This window comes from Streptomyces sp. NPDC006174 (genome assembly GCF_040614075.1).
GTDB lineage: Bacteria > Actinomycetota > Actinomycetes > Streptomycetales > Streptomycetaceae > Streptomyces.
The window spans coordinates 319,104-338,170 of sequence record NZ_JBEXTJ010000005.1 but is presented as its reverse complement, the minus strand read 5'-3'; the positions used below and the strand labels follow the sequence as shown (position 1 = coordinate 338,170).

General features: G+C 72.1%; 16 protein-coding genes. 7 read left to right on the top strand and 9 right to left on the bottom strand.

Annotated elements, in window-relative coordinates:
• Positions 1-7: 7 nt before the first annotated feature.
• The 4 genes from ABZ267_RS13760 to ABZ267_RS13745 all read right to left on the bottom strand — a co-directional run bounded on the left by ABZ267_RS13760 (position 8) and on the right by ABZ267_RS13745 (position 3,024).
• Positions 8-616, bottom strand: a complete 609-nt coding sequence (locus ABZ267_RS13760; protein ID WP_356752232.1) for a LysE family transporter — start codon at positions 614-616, stop codon at positions 8-10.
• Positions 613-1,389 carry an EI24 domain-containing protein gene (locus ABZ267_RS13755; protein ID WP_356752230.1) on the bottom strand — a complete coding sequence of 259 codons (777 nt, stop codon included), beginning with the start codon at positions 1,387-1,389 and terminating at the stop codon, positions 613-615. Before ABZ267_RS13755 ends, ABZ267_RS13760 begins: the two co-directional genes overlap by 4 nt.
• An 87-nt stretch (positions 1,390-1,476) precedes the next feature.
• Positions 1,477-1,905: an organic hydroperoxide resistance protein gene (locus tag ABZ267_RS13750; protein WP_109165881.1), complete on the bottom strand. Its 429-nt coding sequence runs from the start codon at positions 1,903-1,905 to the stop codon at positions 1,477-1,479.
• A 99-nt stretch (positions 1,906-2,004) separates the two neighbouring features.
• The gene (locus ABZ267_RS13745) at positions 2,005-3,024 is read right to left on the bottom strand and encodes an NADP-dependent oxidoreductase (RefSeq protein WP_356752228.1); all 1,020 of its coding nucleotides are present in this window, start codon (positions 3,022-3,024) and stop codon (positions 2,005-2,007) included.
• Positions 3,025-3,140: 116 nt separating this feature from the next.
• Between ABZ267_RS13745 and ABZ267_RS13740 the strand changes: the two genes are divergently transcribed.
• The gene (locus ABZ267_RS13740) at positions 3,141-3,566 is read left to right on the top strand and encodes a MarR family transcriptional regulator (protein WP_356752226.1); all 426 of its coding nucleotides are present in this window, start codon (positions 3,141-3,143) and stop codon (positions 3,564-3,566) included.
• A 15-nt stretch (positions 3,567-3,581) separates the two neighbouring features.
• On the opposite strand, the gene ABZ267_RS13735 is transcribed toward ABZ267_RS13740, so the two are convergent.
• Complete coding sequence (locus tag ABZ267_RS13735) at positions 3,582-4,313, bottom strand: hypothetical protein (protein ID WP_356752225.1); 732 nt, start codon at positions 4,311-4,313, stop codon at positions 3,582-3,584.
• A 124-nt stretch (positions 4,314-4,437) separates the two neighbouring features.
• Between ABZ267_RS13735 and ABZ267_RS13730 the strand changes: the two genes are divergently transcribed.
• The 3 genes from ABZ267_RS13730 to ABZ267_RS13720 all read left to right on the top strand — a co-directional run bounded on the left by ABZ267_RS13730 (position 4,438) and on the right by ABZ267_RS13720 (position 7,699).
• Entirely contained in the window at positions 4,438-5,004 is a 567-nt protein-coding gene (locus tag ABZ267_RS13730; protein ID WP_356752223.1) for a hypothetical protein, read from the top strand.
• Between the two features lie 145 nt (positions 5,005-5,149).
• Complete coding sequence (locus tag ABZ267_RS13725) at positions 5,150-6,187, top strand: rod shape-determining protein (protein WP_356752221.1); 1,038 nt, start codon at positions 5,150-5,152, stop codon at positions 6,185-6,187.
• Between the two features lie 6 nt (positions 6,188-6,193).
• A complete protein-coding gene (locus ABZ267_RS13720; protein ID WP_356752219.1) occupies positions 6,194-7,699 on the top strand; it encodes a GAF domain-containing protein in 1,506 nt (501 codons plus the stop codon).
• 91 nt (positions 7,700-7,790) lie between these two features.
• On the opposite strand, the gene ABZ267_RS13715 is transcribed toward ABZ267_RS13720, so the two are convergent.
• Entirely contained in the window at positions 7,791-8,222 is a 432-nt protein-coding gene (locus ABZ267_RS13715) for an Lrp/AsnC family transcriptional regulator (RefSeq protein WP_356752217.1), read from the bottom strand.
• A 127-nt stretch (positions 8,223-8,349) separates the two neighbouring features.
• On the opposite strand from ABZ267_RS13715, the gene ABZ267_RS13710 reads away from it, so the two are divergent.
• Positions 8,350-9,579, top strand: a complete 1,230-nt coding sequence (locus ABZ267_RS13710; protein ID WP_356752215.1) for a NarK/NasA family nitrate transporter — start codon at positions 8,350-8,352, stop codon at positions 9,577-9,579.
• Positions 9,580-9,645: 66 nt separating this feature from the next.
• Here the strand turns inward: ABZ267_RS13710 and ABZ267_RS13705 are convergent, their stop codons facing one another.
• Together ABZ267_RS13705 and ABZ267_RS13700 are read right to left on the bottom strand one after the other, a co-directional pair.
• On the bottom strand, positions 9,646-11,811 hold the full coding sequence (locus ABZ267_RS13705) for a ThuA domain-containing protein (RefSeq protein WP_356752213.1): 2,166 nt from the start codon (positions 11,809-11,811) through the stop codon (positions 9,646-9,648).
• Complete coding sequence (locus ABZ267_RS13700) at positions 11,808-14,294, bottom strand: PQQ-dependent sugar dehydrogenase (RefSeq protein WP_356752211.1); 2,487 nt, start codon at positions 14,292-14,294, stop codon at positions 11,808-11,810. The genes ABZ267_RS13705 and ABZ267_RS13700 overlap by 4 nt, the downstream gene beginning before the upstream one ends.
• Before the next feature lie 317 nt (positions 14,295-14,611).
• Here ABZ267_RS13700 and ABZ267_RS13695 point away from each other — a divergent pair, with 317 nt between their 5' ends.
• A complete protein-coding gene (locus ABZ267_RS13695; RefSeq protein ID WP_356752209.1) occupies positions 14,612-16,087 on the top strand; it encodes an acyl-CoA synthetase in 1,476 nt (491 codons plus the stop codon).
• A complete protein-coding gene (locus ABZ267_RS13690; protein WP_356752207.1) occupies positions 16,077-17,468 on the top strand; it encodes a carboxyl transferase domain-containing protein in 1,392 nt (463 codons plus the stop codon). Before ABZ267_RS13695 ends, ABZ267_RS13690 begins: the two co-directional genes overlap by 11 nt.
• Before the next feature lie 6 nt (positions 17,469-17,474).
• Here ABZ267_RS13690 and ABZ267_RS13685 read toward each other — a convergent pair whose 3' ends face one another.
• Entirely contained in the window at positions 17,475-18,737 is a 1,263-nt protein-coding gene (locus ABZ267_RS13685) for an MFS transporter (RefSeq protein ID WP_356752205.1), read from the bottom strand.
• Between the last annotated feature and the right edge of the window lie 330 nt (positions 18,738-19,067).

The following is a 19,067-nucleotide window of genomic DNA, read 5'->3' as shown; positions in this document are numbered from 1 at the left end:
CCGTTCCTCAGCGCGCCAGGCCGAGCGTGACGCCGAGGCCGACCAGGACCGAGCCGATGGCCCGGTTCAGCACTTTCTGGCGCCGCAGCATCGCGCCGCGCAGCCGGGAGTGCGAGAAGAAGAGCGCGACCAGTGCGAACCAGCCGAGGTGCGCCGCCGACATGAAGAGTCCGTAGCCGGCCTGCTGCCACAAGGCGGTCTCCGGGCCGACGACCTGCGTGAAGGTCGCGACGACGAACAGCGTCGTCTTCGGGTTGAGCGCGTTGGTCAGGAAGCCGCCGCGCAGCGCGCCGAAGCGGGTGAGGCCCGGCCGGTCCGTGAGGTCGACGTCGAGGCCGGCGCGGGCCAGGAAGGTGCGGACGCCGATGTAGATCAGGTAGGCCGCACCGGCGAGCTTCACCGCGGTGAACAGCGCGGTGGAGGAGGCGATCAGCAGGCCGACGCCGAGCATCGTGTACGTGACGTGGACCAGCACGCCCGCCGCGACCCCGGCCGCCACGAGGACGCCGGTGGTGCGCCCGTACAGATAGCTGTTGCGGACGACCATGGCGAAGTCGGCGCCCGGACTGATGACGGCGAGGACCGTGATGGCGGCGACGGCCAGCAGCTCGGTCATTCGGCCCGCTCCTCGGCGGTGGCCGGAAGGCCGGCGGCCGGGTCGACCAGGTCGCGGGCCAGGAGCGTGGCTCCGGCGACCGCTCCCGGCATCAGGAACACCGCGACGAACGGGACCAGGAACGAGAGCGCGAGCGGGACGCCGAAGCCGAGCACCAGCAGTCGGCGGGTGCGCAGCAGGCCGAGCCGCTTCTTCAGGTGCAGCCCGCGGCGCTGGAGGGCCACGCCGGTCAGCTCCTCGGCCAGGAAGTAACCGGAGACGCAGATGCCGATCGCCGGGACGACGGTCTGGCCGACGACCGGGATGAAGCCGCAGGCGAAGAGGATGATCCCGAAGAACGCGACGCGCAGCAGGATCCGTACGGAGTCGCGTGCGGAGATCCACAGTTCGCGCCAGAGCGGCAGCCCGGACTCGTGGACCTCGCCGCCCTCGCCGCGTTCGACCTCCTCGGAGAGCGACTCGTAGAACGGCTGGCCGACCAGGAGGGTGACGGCGGTGAAGGTGATGACCGCGAGGAAGAGGCCGAAGACGAAGACGAACGCGGTCAGCGTGGTGCGGAGCAGACCGATCCACGGCGAGGACCAGTCGTCGGCGAACGGAGTGGCCCAAGCGACGAAGTCGTCGGCGCCGTAACCGAGTCCGGTCAGCGCGCCGGCGTACACGACGAGGGTGATGAGTCCGGGCAGCAGGCCGAAGCCGAACCACCGGCCGTGTCCGAGGACCCAACGCTGGCCCTTCACCAAGTAGCCGAAGCCTGCCCCGAGATCGTTCATGGACGTCAGCGTACTGGCGTACGGAAAACGGCGAGGACCGCACCCCGGAGCGGGATGCGGTCCTCACGCGTCGAGGCTGCTGTCAGGTCAGGCGACCGAGAGCTCGACCTTGATGTTGCCGCGGGTCGCGTTCGAGTACGGGCAGACCTGGTGGGCCTTCTCGATGAGCGACTGGGCGGTGGCGGCGTCGACGTTGGGGATGGTCGCGCTGATGGCGACCTCCAGGCCGAAGCCGCCGGCCTCGGTCTTGCCGATGGACACCGAGGCGGTGACCGTCGAGCCGGAGATGTCGGCCTTCTCCTGGCGGGCGACGACACCGAGCGCGCCCTGGAAGCAGGCGCTGTAGCCCGCCGCGAAGAGCTGCTCCGGGTTGGTGCCCGCGCCGCTGCCGCCCATGGCCTTCGGCGGGTTGACGACGACGTCGAGCTGGCCGTCGTCCGAGGAGACGCGGCCGTCACGGCCGTTCTCGGCGGTGGCGACAGCGGTGTAGGCGACGTCGATCTTCTGGATGGTCATGATGCGAGGATTCCTCCTGTTGGTGCGCCGCGACTCGCGCCCACGATCGCGACGGCCTGGGATGAGCCTAACGCGTGACCGGAACGGGCCAGGGACGGGTCAGACGAGCGAAACGATCATCTTCCCGGTGTTCTCACCGCGCAGCAGGCCGACAAACGCGTCGTAGCCGTTTTCGATGCCTTCGACCTTCGTCTCGCGGTACTTCAGCTCGCCGGAGGCCAGCCAGCCGGCGACCTCTTCGACGAACTTCGGCTGGAGGTCGGCGTGGTCGCCGACGAGCATGCCCTGCAGCCGCAGCCGCTTGCCGATGATCAGCGCCATGTTGCGCGGGCCGGGCGTCGGCTCGGTGGCGTTGTACTGCGCGATCATGCCGCAGATGGTGGCGCGGCCGTGCACGTTGAGCGCGCCGATCGCGGCTTCGAGGTGGTCGCCGCCGACGTTGTCGAAGTAGACGTCGATGCCGTCGGGCGCGGCTTCCTTGAGCTGGTCGCGGACCGGACCGTTCTTGTAGTTGAACGCGGCGTCGAAGCCGTACTCCTCGGTGAGGAGCTTGACCTTCTCGTCGGAGCCGGCGGAGCCGATGACCCGTGAGGCGCCCTTGAGCTTGGCCAGCTGGCCGACCTGACTGCCGACGGCACCGGCGGCGCCGGAGACGAAGACCGCGTCGCCCTCCTTGAAGGAGGCCACGTCGAACAGGCCCGCGTAGGCGGTGAGTCCGGTCATGCCGAGCACGCCGAGGTAGGCGGAGAGCGGAGCGAGGTCGGGATCGACCTTCACCGCGTGCTTGGCGGGCACGTCGGCGATCTCGCGCCAGCCGAGGCCGTGCAAGACGTGGTCACCGACGGCGAAGCCCTCGGCGTTCGAGGCGATGACCTCGCCGACCGCGCCGCCGTCCATGGGGTGGTCGAGCTTGAACGGCGGGGTGTACGACTTCACGTCGTTCATCCGGCCGCGCATGTACGGGTCGACGGAGAAGTACTTGTTACGGACGAGGATGCGGCCTTCGGCCGGAGCGGCCACGGCGGTCTCACGCAGCGCGAAGTCCTCGGCCTTGGGCCAGCCGTGCGGGCGGGCGACGAGGTGCCATTCGCGGCTGGACGCGGGAAGTGCTGCAGACATGGGCTCGGGGTCTCCTCAATGTCCTACGGGGAAGCCTTGGGGGAAAGCTTCATGACATGAAACAACCCTGCGCCTTCATATTTCATATTGTCAAGTAAATCGGTACGCTGTTGCTCATGGCCACCCGCACAGACCCCCTGACCCTCGAGGTCGTCGAGCTCATCGGCACCGTCGTGGCGCGCTACCACGAGGAGTACGACCGGGCCGCCGCCGAACACTCCCTCACCGGGGCGCAGGCACGGGTTCTCGGGCTGCTGGCCATGGAGCCGACCCCGATGCGGAAGATCGCCGTCAAGCTGAAGTGCGAGCCGTCGAACGTGACCGGCATCGTCGACCGCCTGGAGACCCGCGGCCTGGTCGAGCGCCGGGCGGACCCGGTGGACCGGCGCGTGAAGCTGGCCGCCGCGACGGAGACGGGCCGGCGGACGGCCCGGGAGCTGCGGGACGCGCTGACCTTCGCGCGGGAGCCGCTGGCCGAGCTGACGGACGCGGAGCGGACCGTACTGCGGGATCTGCTGCGGCGGATGCTGGGCGAGGCCTGATCCAGCCGAGAGGCCCTACGTGCACCACCACAGGAAGCGGGTGCAGGTCGGCGACGGTGTCGGCGAGGGCGTGGGTGTCGGCTCCTCGGTCGGGTCGGCCGGCGGTGGCGGAGGCGCCGGTACGGTCGGCGGCTCCTCCGGGCCTCCCGGCTCCTCCGGCCCCGGCGGGTCGGCGGTCGGGCTGTCCGGGGCGTCCGGCGGCGAGGCGGGTGCGGTCGTCGCCTCGCCGGGTTCGGGGTCCTTCGACTCCGTGGGCTCGGCCGTGGCAGAGGCGCCGGTCGACTCCTTCAGGCCGCCCGCCGGTGCGCTGCCCGACGGCGACGGGTCCACGGGTCTGCCGCGGCCGGTCGTGACCGGGCCCGGATCCTGCGGCGCATCGGAGACGACGGCGGAGTCCGGCACCGGGTCGTCCGGGTCGCGCGGCGCGTCCTCCACGAAGTCGGCGGCGGTGTCGTCCCGGCCCGGCTCCATCGCCAGCTCCGCCAGGCTCAGCGCGCCCGCCGCCAGCACCAGACCGCCCACCGCGAGCAGGACCGTACGCCCGCGTCTGCGGTGGCTGCCGGGCGCACGCCGGCGCGAGGGGGCTGCGGGCGCGGGCGCGGCGGCATCGGCGGGCGCGTCCTGCGCGTGGCCCGCGGGCGTCGGCGCGGGCACCGCGAAGGGGCCCAGCGCCTCGGCGGGAGTCCCGCACCCGGCGCAGGCCAGGGCTCCGTTGAGATGCCGTCGGCACGGGTGGCAGTAATCCATGGCGCCCGCAGATTAGACGCGCCGAGATCGACTCAGGAAGCGGACCAGGTGAGGATCCTGTGAGGAACACCGGATTCCGCGGACGGCCGGTCCGATACGCCTGACCTGCGGGAGGATGGGCGGCATGACCGCTCCCAACCCCTTCGGCCCGCGCGAGTTCCAGCTCGTCCTGCTCCGCCGGATGGCCGACCACCAGCCGGATCTGGTCGAGGAGGCACGCCAGGAGCTGAGCGCCTCGCTCGCCGACATGCGGGAGGCCAACCGGCGCTGGCAGGCCATGGTCCGCGCGCCCAGGGGCCGGGGGTCGCTGCGGCGCTACCGCTCGGTGCTCGGTGAGCCGGAGCGGACGCTGAAGCGGCGCGTGGGCGATCTGGAGTGCGAGGCGCTGCTCTGGCCGGTGCCGCTCTGGCCGGAGCTCCGGTTCGAGGTGATGGCCGCGCCAGGCGGGGCCGTGTGGAACGAGTGGCTCGTCCGGGCGCCGGAGGCGGCGGGCCCGCAGCTCACCTCCGTACCTTCTCTCCGTCCCTGGTCGTGCACCGTGGACGAGGTGGCGCGGGCCTTTCCGCCGGCGCGGCCGATGGAGGGCAGCGCGCCGACGCGGTGGGCGCTGGCCGTCACCGACCCGGCGAGCGGGGAGGCGTACGTCGCGGAGTTCACCTGGGGGCTGTTCCAGCGGCTGCTGCCGGGGTGAGGCCTCCGGGACGAGCTGGCGGTACGTCAGCTCCGTCGCCTCGTACGGCGCATCCCAGCGCGCGCGACCCGGCGGAGAACGCGACGATGCGATGAGAGGCCGGCTCCCGCCGGTACCCCCATCCGCGCTCTCGGGAGAACCTGCCGTGACCGTCAGCCTTGAGCAGTTGCAGCGTTGCCACATCGCCGTCGATCTCGGGGCCGCGAGGACCCGTGTGTACGTCAAGGGCCTCGGGCTCGTCGTCGACGAACCGAGCGTCGCCGCCGTCAACACCCGTACCGGATCGCTCATCGCGGTCGGTGTGCTCGCCGAGCAGATGACCGGCCGCACCCCCGAATACATCCGGGTGGTCCGCCCGGTCTCCGGCGGCTCAGTCATCGACATCGAGATGGCCCAGCGGATGCTGCGCCATCTGCTCGGGGACAAGCTCCGCCGCCAGCTGCGCCGCAAGCCGCGGCTGCGCGCCGCCGCCTGCATCCCGCACGAGGCCGATCCTCTGGCGCAGCGCGCGACGGTGGAGACCCTGGTCGGGCTCGGCGCCCGTCGGGTCGAGCTGGTGGACACGCTGATCGCGGCGGCCGCCGGATGCGGGCTGCCGGTGGAACAGCCGACCGCCACCATGATCATGGCGTGCGGTGCGGCCACCACGCAGATCGCGGTGCTCTCGCTCGGCTCGATCGTGACGGCCGTACGGATCCCGGTCGGCGGCAACGCCATCGACGAGGCCGTGATCCAGTACCTGCGCCAGCACCACGAGCTGATGCTCCCGAGCCAGTCCGTGCGCCCGCTGCAACTGGCGCTGCACGGCAACGGCCTCCAGCTCACCGGGCCCGCGCTGACCGAGATCCACGGTCGGGACGTGGCGACCGGCCTGGCCCGCTCGGTCCAGGTCGACACCGCCGCCGTACGGAAGGCCATCCACACGCCGCTCACCGCCGTCCTGGACGGCGTGGGCAAGGTGCTGCGGGAGTGCCCGCCCGACCTGGTGGCCGACCTCGCGGACCGCGGGATCATGATGGTCGGCGGCAGCGCGCTGCTGCCGGGGTTCGACGAGATGCTCCGGGACGCGACCGGTATGCCGGTCCTCATCGCCGACCGGCCCGACGTCTGCTCGGTGCTCGGCCTCGGCGCGATGCTGGACGGCAAGATCCAGCCGATGGTCCTCAACCCGACCGCGAGTTAGATCCGCATGCCGGTGGACCGGCTGCCGCACCTCCTGGAGGCCGTCCTCAGCATCGGCAGCGACCTCGGGCTCCGGACCACCCTCCAGCAGATCGTGGACACCGCGACCACCCTGACCGGGGCCCGGTACGGCGCCCTCGGTGTGCTGGAGCCCGACCAGGACCGGACCGAGGCGCTCTACACCACCGGCATGACGGAGGAGGAGCGGCGGCTCGTCGACCACCTCCTCCCGGAGCGCCGGGCGGCCCTTCCTCCTGAGGACGGGAGGAAGGCGCCGCCCGCTCCGGCACACCTCACGGCCCCGATCCAGGTGCACACCGAACTCTTCGGCCATCTCTGCCTGGCCGGGAAGAGTCCGGGCTCCTTCAGCGAGACGGACCGGGCCCTGCTGCACGTCCTCGCCGCCCAGGCGGGCATCGCGATCGGCAACGCCCGGCTCTACGAGAGCGCCCGGCAGCGCGAGCGGTGGATCGAGGGGGCCGCGGCCGTCACCACGGCCCTGCTGACCGGGACGGACGCGGCCGACGCGCTGATGACCGTGGCCGAGAGCGCCCGGCTGCTGGCCGGTGCCTCGGCCGGAGTGATCCTCCAGCCGACCGAGGCGGGCGGCATGGAGATCGTGACCGCCTCCACGCTCGACGACCCGGCGGGCATCGTCGGCACGACCATCGCGCCCGGCTCGCCGGTCCTGGTCCAACTGCTCGGCGGCGAACCGGTCTTCATCGAAGACTCCGCCACCGACCCCCGGATGACCACCGACGTACGGTCCCGGTTCGGGCCCAGCATGATGCTGCCGCTGCAGAGCGGTGGCCGGCTGATCGGCACCCTCGCACTGCCACGGCACCGTGGCGCACCTCCGTACACGGCCGTCGACCGGCTGCTGGCCACCCAGTTCGCCTCACAGGCCGCACTGGCGCTGGTGATGGCCGACGCGCAGGCGGACCGGGAGCAGCTCGCGGTGTACGAGGACCGCGACCGGATCGCCCGTGACCTGCACGATCTGGTGGTCCAGCGGCTCTTCGCCACGGAGATGATGCTGGAGTCGACGCGCCGGCGGGCCCTGGGCGAAGGCGGTGGCGGCGCCTCGGGCGAGACGGAGGCCGATGAGCTGCTCGGGCGGGCCGTGGACGAGCTGGACTCCACCATCCAGGAGGTCCGCACCGCGATCTTCGCGCTCCAGCAGCCGCCGGCCGAGGCGCCGAGCACGTTCCGGGGCCGGGTGCTGCGGGAGACCGGCGGCGCGTCGGCGCTGCTCGGCTTTCCGCCGTCGGTGCACTTCACCGGTGCGGTGGACGCGCTGGTGGATGAGGAGGCGGGCCGGGAACTGCTGGCCGTGCTGCGCGGAGCGCTGGCCGCCGCGCACCGCAGAGCCGGGGTCTCGGCGATCGACGTGGCGGTGGACGCGACGGTCCGGCTGGAGGACGGGCGGAGCGCGGTGCGGCTGGTGGTGGCGGATGACGCGCAGAGCGAGGAGGACGGCCCGACGACGGTGACCTGGCAGGCGCCGCTCTGACGCGGTGAGCGCCTCGCCGCTCCGACCCGGTGAGCGCCAGCCGCCTGCCGTCAGCGCTTCGAAGCCGCACGGAGCGGGCGTGCCGGAGCGGTCACTGCTTCGGAGCAGCCCGCAGCGCGATCCGGGTGGTGGAGTGCGCGACCCCGGCCTCCCGTTTCAGCCGCCGCAGCAGCGTGTCCAGCGACACCGGGTCGGCCGCCGTAGCGCGGATCAGGTAGTCGTGGCCGCCCGTCACGTGCACCACCTCCGTGATCCCGGGCAGCATCAGCACCGAGCGCTCGAACTCCTCGTTCGTCGTGTCGAGCCGCAGCGTCACATCGATGAAGACGACCAGACCCGAACGGGTGTCGGCGGCCGGGTCGACGATGACGGTGAAGCCGCGGATCACCCCGTCCCGGCGCATCCGGCGGACCCGGTCGCCCGCAGCGTTGGCGCTGAGCCCGACCCGTACGCCCAGATCCCGGTACGAGATCCGCGCGTCCTCCTGGAGAATGCCGAGGATTTCTCTGTCCAGCCGATCCATACCGTGATTGTCCCAGCTTGCGGCGGTATCGGCTGAGGAGAGCCGGTGAGAACCGAGGGAGGTCGCTGTCGCCCGGTCGGCGCACTCCGGCGGGCCGTGCGCTCCGCCGCGTCCTTGACTTGCTGGTGTGAACACCGCCGTCAAGCAGTCCCCTGAGCCCTCCGACGCCTCCGCACCGGCGGCCACCACACCTTCCGCCGCGTACCGCAATCTCGCCATGGCCACGATCGGCTTCGCCCTCACCTTCTGGGCGTGGAACCTGATCGCGCCGATGTCCGGCGACTACAAGGACCGGCTCGGGCTCAGCTCGTTCCAGCAGTCGTTCCTGGTGGCCGTGCCGGTGCTGGTCGGGTCGCTCGGCCGGATCCCGGTGGGCGCGCTGACCGACAAGTACGGCGCCAAGCTGATGTTCCCGCTGGTGTCGGCGCTGACCATCGTGCCGGTGCTGCTGCTGATCCCGGCGAAGAACTCGTACGGAGCGATGATCGCGGTCGGCTTCCTGCTCGGGCTCGGCGGGACCACGTTCGCGATCGGCGTCCCGCTGGTCAACTCGTGGTTCCCGCCGGCCAAGCGAGGGTTCGCGCTGGGCGTGTTCGGGATGGGCATGGGCGGGGTCGCGCTCTCCGGCTACTTCACTCCGCGCATCGCCGAGCACGGCGACAACCTGCCGTTCCTGGTGGTGGCGGGCGCGCTGGTGGTGTTCGCGCTGCTCGCCGCCGTCCTGGTCAGCGACCATCCCGACCGGAAGATCCCGACCGACACCTTGGCGCACCGGCTCGGCGAGGCCGGAAAGCTGCGGGTGACGTGGGAGCTGTCGGCGCTGTACGCGATCGGCTTCGGCGGGATCGTGGCGTTCGGGGTCTATCTGCCGACGTACCTGAAGACCTGGTACGAGATGTCACCGACCGAGGCAGGCACCAAGGCGGCCGGGTTCGCGCTGGTCACGGTCGTCTTCCGGCCGATCGGCGGCTGGCTCTCGGACCGGGTCCACCCGGCGCTCGTCACCTCCGGCGCGCTGCTGCTGGCGGCCCTGCTGGCGGTCGTCCAGGCGTTCGAGCCGCCGCTGACTCCGATCGGCACCATCGCTCTGCTGGCCATGGCGGCCGGGCTCGGCACGGCGAGCGGCAGCGTGTTCGCCCTGGTCTCGCAGGTGACCCCGCAGCCGAAGGTGGGCAGTGTGACGGGCATCGTCGGCGCGATGGGCGGGCTCGGCGGCTTCGTACCGCCGCTGGTGATGGGCGCGATCTACAGCGCCAAGGACAGTTACGCGATCGGCTTCATGCTCCTGTCCGATCTGGCGCTGGCGGGATGCGTGTACGCGTACGGGCGGATGCGGACCATCCAGCGCGACGGGTGAGGGCTCGAGCGTGAAGAACGGCCGCGTTCCCGCCGGAACGCGGCCGTTCGTCCGTGTCCCCCGGTTCTACTCGCGCTGCTGCTCGAAGCGGTCCGTCCAGTACGCGGTCCGGTCCAGGTACGCCGTCTCGGCGGCCTCACCGGTCTTGCCGTAGGCCCCGTCGAAGGTCTCGTAGCCGTGGCCCGGAGGCGGGACGGAGGCGGCGGGTTCGATGGAGCTGCCTTCGTGCCACTCGTTGAACGAGGTGACGGAGACCCAGGTGGGGTCACCGCCGATGGCCGGGTCCAGGGCGTTGGACCACTGGCGGTCGTAGGAGGCGCCGTCCGCGCGGCCGAGGGTGGGAGTGGTGTTGCCGGGGACGGCCCGGTCGTCGATGTAGCCGGGCGCGACCGAGGGGGCCCAGATCAGGCCGTTGGCCTTGGCGTGGTCTCCGGCGTTCTTCCAGCCGGGTGCCGTGGCGCCGGCGATGCCGTCGTAGGTGTAGAGCCCGCCGAAGTGGTCGGCCTTGCTGGTGTCGGTGGTCTGGGCGAGGACGATGGCGGTGTCCTTGACCGCGTCCAGCGCCGACCAGTCCTGGATCCGCAGGCTCTCGAAGACGTAGTAGGCGTTGCGGTCGCCGTGGGCCGCGTCCCGGTAGAACGCCGGATGGTCGCCGAACTCGCCTTCCAGATAGCCGATGTCGTCGACGACGGAGGCAGCGGTGCGGCCGCTGTACGGCTCGATGTGCCAGGCGACCTGGATACCGTGGCGGGCTGCCGCGTCCAGGACGTCACCGGCCAGGGAATCCTCGTAACCTCCTCGTCCCCACCAGCTGTAGACGATGACGCCCGCACCGGACCGCCGCACCCACTTCATGTGCTGGTCGACCGCTCCGGCGATGTCACCGGAGTCGTACGGGCCGAGCTTCGGGTAGAGGTCGGCGCCGATGGAGGCGGGCGGCGTGTGGCCGCCCTGCTGCCAGTGGCGCCAGCTTCCTGCCGGGCCTTCCGGAGTGCCGTACCACGGGTAGTAGAAGAGGTGGACGTCCGACGAGCCCTCGTCCTCGGCGGCCGGCGTCCGGATGAGGCCGAGGCGGTCGACGTCGAAGAGCGCGCCCGCTCCGCCGGTGAACCGCAGGAAGAGCGGGCCCGTTCCGGCGGTGAGCGTGGTGGTGACCTCGGTGAAGGTGTCCCAGCCGCCGGTGGGCGTGACGTCCACCGAACCGAGGAGCGGACCGGTGGCGGAGCCGGAGCGGACCTCGATGGTGCCGCCCGCACCGGCCGAGGAGACCGTGGCGGTGAAGGCGGTGGCTCCGGCGGTGTCGAGAGCGCCGTAGCCCGCCCAGTCGCCGTGGTCGATGTAGCCGAGGGTCGCGCCGCCGCTCGCCGCCGCGTGCGAGGCGGTCTGGACGCCGGAGGAGGAGGTGTACGCCTCGGCCTCGGCGCTGTCACCGCCCGGGCCGGGGCCGGGGTCACCGGTGGTGGAGCAGTCGGCCTCGACGGCTCCGGCCGCGTACTGGATGCCGCCGAGGAGGAGTTGGCGGAAGTCCGGGTCGGCGAAGGACTCGATGGTGTGGCCGAGGCCGGTGTAGAAGGAGCGGCCGTATCGCTGCTCGTGGCACCAGGTGATGGGGTGGTCGCGGCCCATCTCGCCGCCGCTGTAGCTGGATTCGTCGAGCGACTGGAGTACGTGGACGTCCGCGCGCGGGTTGGAGCGGTAGTCGTACCACTCGTCGGTCCGCGTCCAGGTGTCGTCCAGGTGCGCGGTGGCCGGATGGACGTGGTCCTCGGTGGTGAGACGGGCCTCCTGGATCGCCGGGTGGCTCTTGAACCAGGCGCCGACGAGGTCCTCGTACTCCGGCCAGTCGTACTCGGTGTCGGCCGCCGCGTGGACGCCGACGAAGCCGCCGCCTCCGTCCACGTACCCCTTGAGTGTGTTCTGCTGGCTGTCGTTCAGGACGTCGCCGGTCGTGGAGAGGAAGACGACGGCCTCGTACGCGGCGAGGTTCTGCGGAGTGAAGGCGGTCGCGTCCTCGGTGGCGGTGACCGTGAAGTCGTTCGCCGCGCCGAGCTGTTGGATGGCGGTGATGCCCGCCGGGATCGAGTCGTGGCGGAAGCCGGCGGTCTTGGAGAAGACCAGGACCTGGTACGGATCGGCGGTGGCCGCAGCGCTCGGCACGCCCGGGCTGAGGAGGGCGGCACCGAGCGCGAGGGCCACGGCGCCGGCCAGGCGGCGGATGCGGGATCGTCTCATCGGTTGCTCACCTGTGCTTCCTGTGTGGTGAAGGTGAAGGCGTCCAGGTCGAAGAGGTTGCCCTGACCCGTCGGGCCCTCGAAGACGAGGAAGAGTCGGATGGGACCGGCGGGTGCGTCGCGCACGTCCGCCGTGACGTCGGTGAAGTCCTCCCAGCCACCGGTCGGGGCCACGGCGAGCCTGGAGAGGAGCGTGCCGGTGGGCGAGCCCGCCCGCAGTTCCAACGTGCCGCCGGCGCCGCCGGAGGCGACCCGTGCGGTGACGGAGGTGGCGTCGGCGAGGACGTACGGCTCGAAGGAGACCCAGTCGCCGTCGTCGGTGTAGCCCACGGTGGCGCCGCCCTCGGCGGGTCCGTGCGCGGCGATCTCGATGCCGGACTGGGCGGCGAAGTGCTCACCTTGGCGGTGGCGCGGCTGGAGGATGGAGTCGCTGTGTGTGGTGAGCCCGCCGCCGTCCGTGTACTCGGCGTCGAAGACCCCGTAGATGTTGGCGGCGCTGTCGTGCTCGCCGTCGACGGGGACGTCGATGGTGCCGGAGCAGCCGTTCTTCGAGGTGATCTGGTGGCGGTGGCTGTCGTGGCCGAGGAGGTAGGTGACCTTGACCTTGGAGCAGTCGACCGTGCCGTCCTCGGGGTCGCTGACGCTCACGGTGAACGGGACGGAGTCGCCGAAGGAGAACAGCGTGCCGTCGGCCGGAGTGGTGAGCGTGACCGTGGGCGCGGTGTTGCCGGCCGTCACGACCAGGCTCGCGGTGCCGGTGAGGCCTTCGGGGTCGGTGACGGTGAGGGTCGGGGTGTAGGTCCCGGCCGTGGTGTAGGTGTGGCTGGGGTCGGCTTCGGTGGAGGTGGCTCCGTCGCCGAAGTCCCAGGCGTAGGTGAGGTCTCCGCCCTCGGGGTCGTTGCTGCCGGCCGAGGAGAAGGTGACCGCGAGCGGAGTGGGGCCGGAGGTCTTGTCGGCGGCGGCCCGGGCGACCGGGGAGCGGTTGCTGCCGGCGAGGTACTCGATGCGGTACAGCGCCTGGTTGCCCGCGCCGGTGCCGTAGTCGAGGACGTACAGCGCGCCGTCGGGTCCGAAGGCGGAGTCCATCACCTGCGTGCCGGTCCACGGAAAGGTGTCGATGGCGCCCGGTGACCCGTCCGACTTCACCTCCACGGGCTTGATCCACTTGCGGCCGTACTCGGTGGCGAAGAAGCGGCCGTCGAGCGAGGCCGGGAACTTCACGGCGGAGTCGAGGTCCGGGTCGAAGGTGTATACGGGACCGGCCATCGGGGACTCGGAGCCGCCGCCGAACTCCGGCGGAGAGCCCGCGTCACCGGCGTACCGGATCCAGGCGGGCTGAGCCGGAGGCAGGGTGGCGAGGCCGGTGTTGCGGAAGGAGTTGTTGGCCGGGCCGGAGGCGCAGTCGTACTTCGGACCGGCGGGACCGCCGGGGAAGGTGTACTCGCCGTACGTCTCCGTGGGCGTGTTGGTGCCGGTGCAGTACGGCCAGCCGTAGTTGCCGGGCTCGGTGACGCGGTTGAACTCGACCTGGCCGCTGGGGCCTCGGTTCGGGTCGGTGGTTCCGGCGTCGGGGCCGTAGTCGCCGATGTAGACGGCTCCGGTCGACTTGTCGACGGACATCCGGAACGGGTTGCGGAAGCCCATCGCGTAGATCTCGGGACGCGTGTCGGCGGTGCCGGGCGCGAAGAGGTTACCTGCCGGGACGGTGTAGCCGCCGTCGGCCGTCGGCTTGATCCGGAGCAGCTTGCCGCGCAGGTCATCGGTGTTGCCGGAGGACCGCTGCGCGTCGAACTGCGGGTTGCGGTCGGTGCGTTCGTCGATGGGCGCGTAACCGCTGGACTCGAACGGGTTGGTGTCGTCGCCGGTGGTGAGGTAGAGGTTCCCGGCCGCGTCGAAGTCGATGTCTCCGCCGACGTGGCAGCACTGGCCCCGGTCGCTCTCGACTTCGAGGACCACCTTCTCGCTGGCGGTATCCAGCGTTCCGTCGGCCCTGAGCACGAAGCGGGAGAGGTTCAGATGACCCTTCCACGGCTCGAAGTCGGCGGCGGATCCGGTGGTGGGAGCGTCGCCGGGCGGAGTGTCCAGGAGCGGCGAGTAGTAGAGGTAGACGTACCGGTTGGCGGCGAAGTCCGGGTCGACGGCGATGCCTTGGAGGCCCTCCTCGTCGTGGGTGTAGACGTCGAGCTTGCCTGCCGTCCTCGTGGACCCGGCGGCGTCGGTCAGCCGGACCGTGCCGTCGCGGGCGGTGTGCAGCACGGACCGGTCCGGCAGCACGGCGAGCGACATGGCCTCACCCAGTTCAGCCGCACCGAGGGCGAGTTGGACCTGCTGGTAGTCGGCGGCGGGGATGTCGGCCGCGACGCGTGGGGCGCGGGCGTCGGGATCGGTGGCGGTGGCCGTGGCGGTGGGGGCGGCCAGGGCGGTGGCGAGCAGAGCGGCGAGCGCGGTGGCGTAGTGGGACCACCGTGGGGGCGCGGGTGACATGGGGTGGGGTCGTTCCTTCCTGACGGTACGTGGGGTCTGTCAGGCAAGGCGCTGTCGCGCTTTGCGACGTGCAGGCCGGCCGGGCGCAGGCAGCTTTTTCCTTCCGGGGAGCGCTCCAACTCCCTTACCAAGCAGGCTTTTTGCATGCTGGCAACGCAAAATTAATTTGTCAATGCTGTGTCGAAATTGCGGTTCGGTGCTCCGTGCAGCCATGTGGCGAGGCGGGCCGAGTCTCCGGAGGCCGACCTGGGGTGACGCTGCCCTCATCACCGTCCGGGTCCCGGCGCGGCCCGCGCCGAGCCCCTAGGCTTCCCGGCGTGACCCTCCTTCTCTCCGCGCTCCAGTCCCCCACCGGCCCGGCAGCCTCCCGGGAGGCCGTCCGGTTCGGTGACCTCTCCCTGACCTACGGCGAACTGGCCGCCGCCTCCACCGCGCTCGCCGCCCGGATCGCGGACGCGGGCCGGGTCGCCGTCTGGGCCACTCCGACACCGGAAACGGTGATCGCGGTGGTGGCGGCGCTCCGGGCCGGGGTACCGGCCGTGCCGCTCAACCCTCGTACCGGCGAACGCGAGTTGGCGCACATCCTGGCCGACAGCGAGCCCACCGCCGTGCTGGCGGGCCCGGACGACGCGCTGCCTCCGGCGCTGGAGAAGCTGCGCCGGGTGACGGCCGACGCGCGGGCGTTCGAGCGTACGGACGGTCACCCGGCGGTCGAGGCGGACCCCGAGGACCCCGCCCTCATCGTCTACACCTCCGGCACCACCGGCCCGCCCAAAGGTGCCGTCCTGCCCCGCCGGGCCATCGCCTCGTCGCTGGACGCGCTGGAGGACGCCTGGGCGTGGACCGGCGAGGACGTCCTGGTCCACGCGCTGCCGCTCTTCCACGTCCACGGGCTGATCCTGGGCGTGCTCGGACCGCTGCGCCGGGGCGGCTCGCTGCGCCACCTGGGGAGGTTCTCGGCCGAGGGTGTGGCGCGTGAACTCGGCTCCGGAGGCACGATGCTCTTCGGCGTACCGACGATGTACCACCGGCTCGCGGAGGTGCTGGACGGACCGGCAGGCGCCGCCGGACGGCAGGCGCTGACACAGGCGTTGACCGGAGCGCGGCTGCTGGTCTCCGGTTCGGCGGCGCTGCCCGTGCACGACCACGAGCGCATCGCGGCGGCGACCGGACGGCGCGTGATCGAGCGGTACGGGATGACGGAGACGCTGATGAACACGGGGATCCGGGCGGACGGTGTACCGCGTCCGGGCACGGTCGGGCCGCCGCTCGCCGGAGTGGAGCTGCGGCTGGTGGAGGAGGACGGCACAGTGCTGAACGGTCCGGAGGCGATCGGCGAGATCCAGGTCCGGGGCCCGAACCTGTTCACCGGCTACCTGAACCGGCCCGACGCCACGGCCGCCGCGCACACGGCCGACGGCTGGTTCCGCACGGGCGATGTCGGCACGGTGGACGCGGACGGTTACGTCACGATCGTCGGGCGCAAGGCCACCGACCTGATCAAGAGCGGCGGCTACAAGATCGGCGCGGGCGAGATCGAGAACGTCCTCCTCGCTCATCCCGGCGTCCGGGAAGCGGCCGTCACCGGCGAGGAGGACCCGGATCTCGGCGAGCGGGTCGTGGCCTGGGTGGTCGCGGCCGATCCCGGCTCTCCACCGTCGGCCGAAGAGCTGGCGGACCATGTGGCGGGCCAACTGGCCCCGCACAAGCGCCCGCGCACGGTGCACTTCCTGGACGCGCTGCCCCGTAACGACCTGGGAAAGATCATGAAGAGGTCGCTCCATGTCCGCTGACCCGTCCCCGGCACCCTCTGACCCTGCTCCGCGCCTGACGGCCCGGGAGGCGATCGCGCTGCTCACCGGCGCGGCGGGCTTCACCGAGCACCGCCCGCCGCCGCGCACCCTGCCGCCGGACGGCCCGCTCGGCTGGACCGGGTACGACGCGGCGCGCGAGCGGGCGGCGGAACGCACCGGCGAGGAGGAGTCCGTGGTGTACGGGACCGGCCTCGTCGGCGACCGCGCGTGTGTCCTCCTCTCCTTCGAATTCGGCTTCCTGGGAGGCTCGTTGGGCCAGCTGACGGGCGACCGGCTGGAGGCCGCGTACGAGCTCGCGCTGACCCGGCGCCTCCCGCTGCTGGCGCTCGTCGCCACGGGCGGCAGCCGCATGCAGGAAGGCATGGTCGCGCTCACCCAGCTCCAGCGGGTGGCGGCCGCCTCCACCCGGCTGCGGGCGGCGGGGCTTGCGCAGATCGCCGTGGTCCGCGACCCGACGACCGGCGGCGGCTGGGCCACGGTCGGGGCGGGCGCGGATGTGGTGCTGGCGCTGCCGGGCGCGCAGGTCGGGTTCGCCGGGTCCCGGGTGCGGCCGCCGGACGCGGACCCATACGCGTACGGCGCCGAGGGCCAGTTCGCGGCGGGCCAGGTGGACGCGGTGGTCCCGCCCGGAGAGCTGCCGGGCACGGTGGGCCGCTGGCTGCGGGCGCTGGCGCCGGGCTCTCCCGGCCGGCACGATCCACCGCCCGCCGCACCTCTTCCGCGCGCTCAGCCGTGCTCCGCCTCCGGGCTGCCTGCGAGCGGCCGGGAAGCGGTGGAGCGGGCCCGTTCCGCGCAACGACCGCGCGCGGAAGCGTACTTGGCCGACTACTTCGCCGTACGCCTCCCTCTACACGGCGACCGCTGCGGCTCCACGGACCCGGGGCTGCTGGCCGGCTTCGGGCTGCGCGCGGACGGGCAGCCGGTGGCGTACGTCGCTCAGTGCGGGACCCCGACGCGCCCGGCCGGATACCGTACGGCGGCCCGCACGATCCGGCTCGCGGACCGGCTCTCCATTCCCGTCCTCACCTTGGTCGACACACCAGGCGCCGCCAACGACGCCGAGGCGGAACGGGCCGGCGCGGGCGCGTCCATCGCGGACACCTTCGCGGCGATCGCGGCGGCCCAGGTCCCGGTGACGACCCTGGTGATCGGCGAGGGCGGCTCGGGCGGTGCGCTGGCTCTCGCGGCGCCGGGCAACACCCATGTGACGGCCGACAGTTACTTCTCCGTCATCGCTCCGGAGCTGGCTGCGGCGATCCTCAAGCGGCCCACGGAGGAGACGGGCGCCACCGCCGACCAGCTCCGCCTGCGGCCGCAGGACCTGGTGGAGCTGGGGATCGCGCGCTCGATCGTCCGGTAGGGCGGGCTACGGTTGCGGGTCCCGGGCGTCGTAGCGGGCGAAGCCGCGCCACTTCAGGGCGAGCAGGGCGACGGCGACGACACAGGCGGCGCCTCCGCCGACGACGGCCACGGCAGGTGAGGTGAGGTCGGCGACCGAACCGGCCAGGAAGTCGCCGAGCCGGGGCCCGCCCGCGACGACGACGATGAAGACGCCCTGGAGCCGGCCGCGCATCTCGTCGGGGACGGCCGCCTGGAGCATGGTGTTGCGGAAGACCATGGACACGGTGTCGGCGCACCCGGCGATGGCCAGGAAGAGCAGCCCGAGCCAGAGGTGCCGGGTGAGCCCGAAGACGGTGATGGCGGCGCCCCAGCTGCCGACGGCCAGCAGGACGGCGAGGCCGTGCAGCCGGATGCGGCCGAGCCAGCCGGAGAACACGCCGCCGAGGAGCGCGCCGAGCGCGGGTGCGGCGACCAGCATGCCGGTGGTGGTGGCGTCACCTCCGTACCAGAGGATGGCGACGACCGGGAAGAGCGCCCGGGGGTGGGCGAGGACCATGGCGCACAGGTCGGTCAGGAAGGTCATCCGGAGGTTGGGCCGGCCGGCCAGGAACCGCAGCCCGTCCAGTACGGAGGCCCGTTTGCGCGCCCCTTCCTCCCGGTCCGGCAGCATCGAGGGCAGCCGCCACATCGCGTAGAGGGAGGCGGTGAAGGTGACGGCGTCGACGGTGTACGCGGCGCGGTACCCCCACCAGCCGACGATGAGCCCGCCCAGCATCGGCCCGACGAGCGCGCCGGTCGTACTGGTCATGGAGCTCAACGCGTTGGCGGCGGGCAGCTGCTCGGGCGGCAGGAGCCGGGCGATCATCGAGGAGCGGGCGGGTGCGTTGAGCGCGAAGCAGACGGCCTGGAGGGCGACGATCGCGTACAGCAGGCCGACGTTCTCGATGCCGGCGAAGGTGGCGGCCATCAGGACGAGGGCCAGGGAGAACGAGCCCGTCGCGCTGAACAGGCCGAGCCTGCGCCGGTCGACGGTGTCGGCGACGGCCCCGCCGTAGAGCCCGAACACGACGAGCGGCACGAGCGAACAGAACCCGATGAGCCCCACGGAGAACGCGGAGCCGGTGATGTCGTACACCTGGAGCGACACGGCGAGGGCCGTCATGCCCTGCCCGATCCAGGACACGGTGTTCCCGAACCAGAGCCGCCGGTAGTCGGGCGAGGACCTCAGCGGAGTGAGGTCGGCCAGTATGCGCGTGCGGTGTACAGGTGGTTCGCTCGTTTCGGTCACAGGGGATGGTAGTCACGTCCTGTTCCCGCCGGTCCGGGCAGCCGTCGGCGTACGCGGTGGATACCGCCGTGACCTGGAGGAAACGGTGTGGTGAGGCGAGGCGTCCGCCCGACCGGGGCGCATCCGAACGGAGACAGCTGTGCCGTACAACCCCCTACCCCGATCAGCCCGGCGCGTCCGGGTTCCCGCAGCCCTGGCGGTGACCCCGGTGCTGCTGCTCGGTGCGGCGGCGCCGGGCCAGCCGGGTGCCACAGGCGGCGCGTTGGCGGTCGGCGCCGAGCCGGTGGGGCGGATGCCACTCGGCCCCGCCGACGTACCGACCCGGACCAG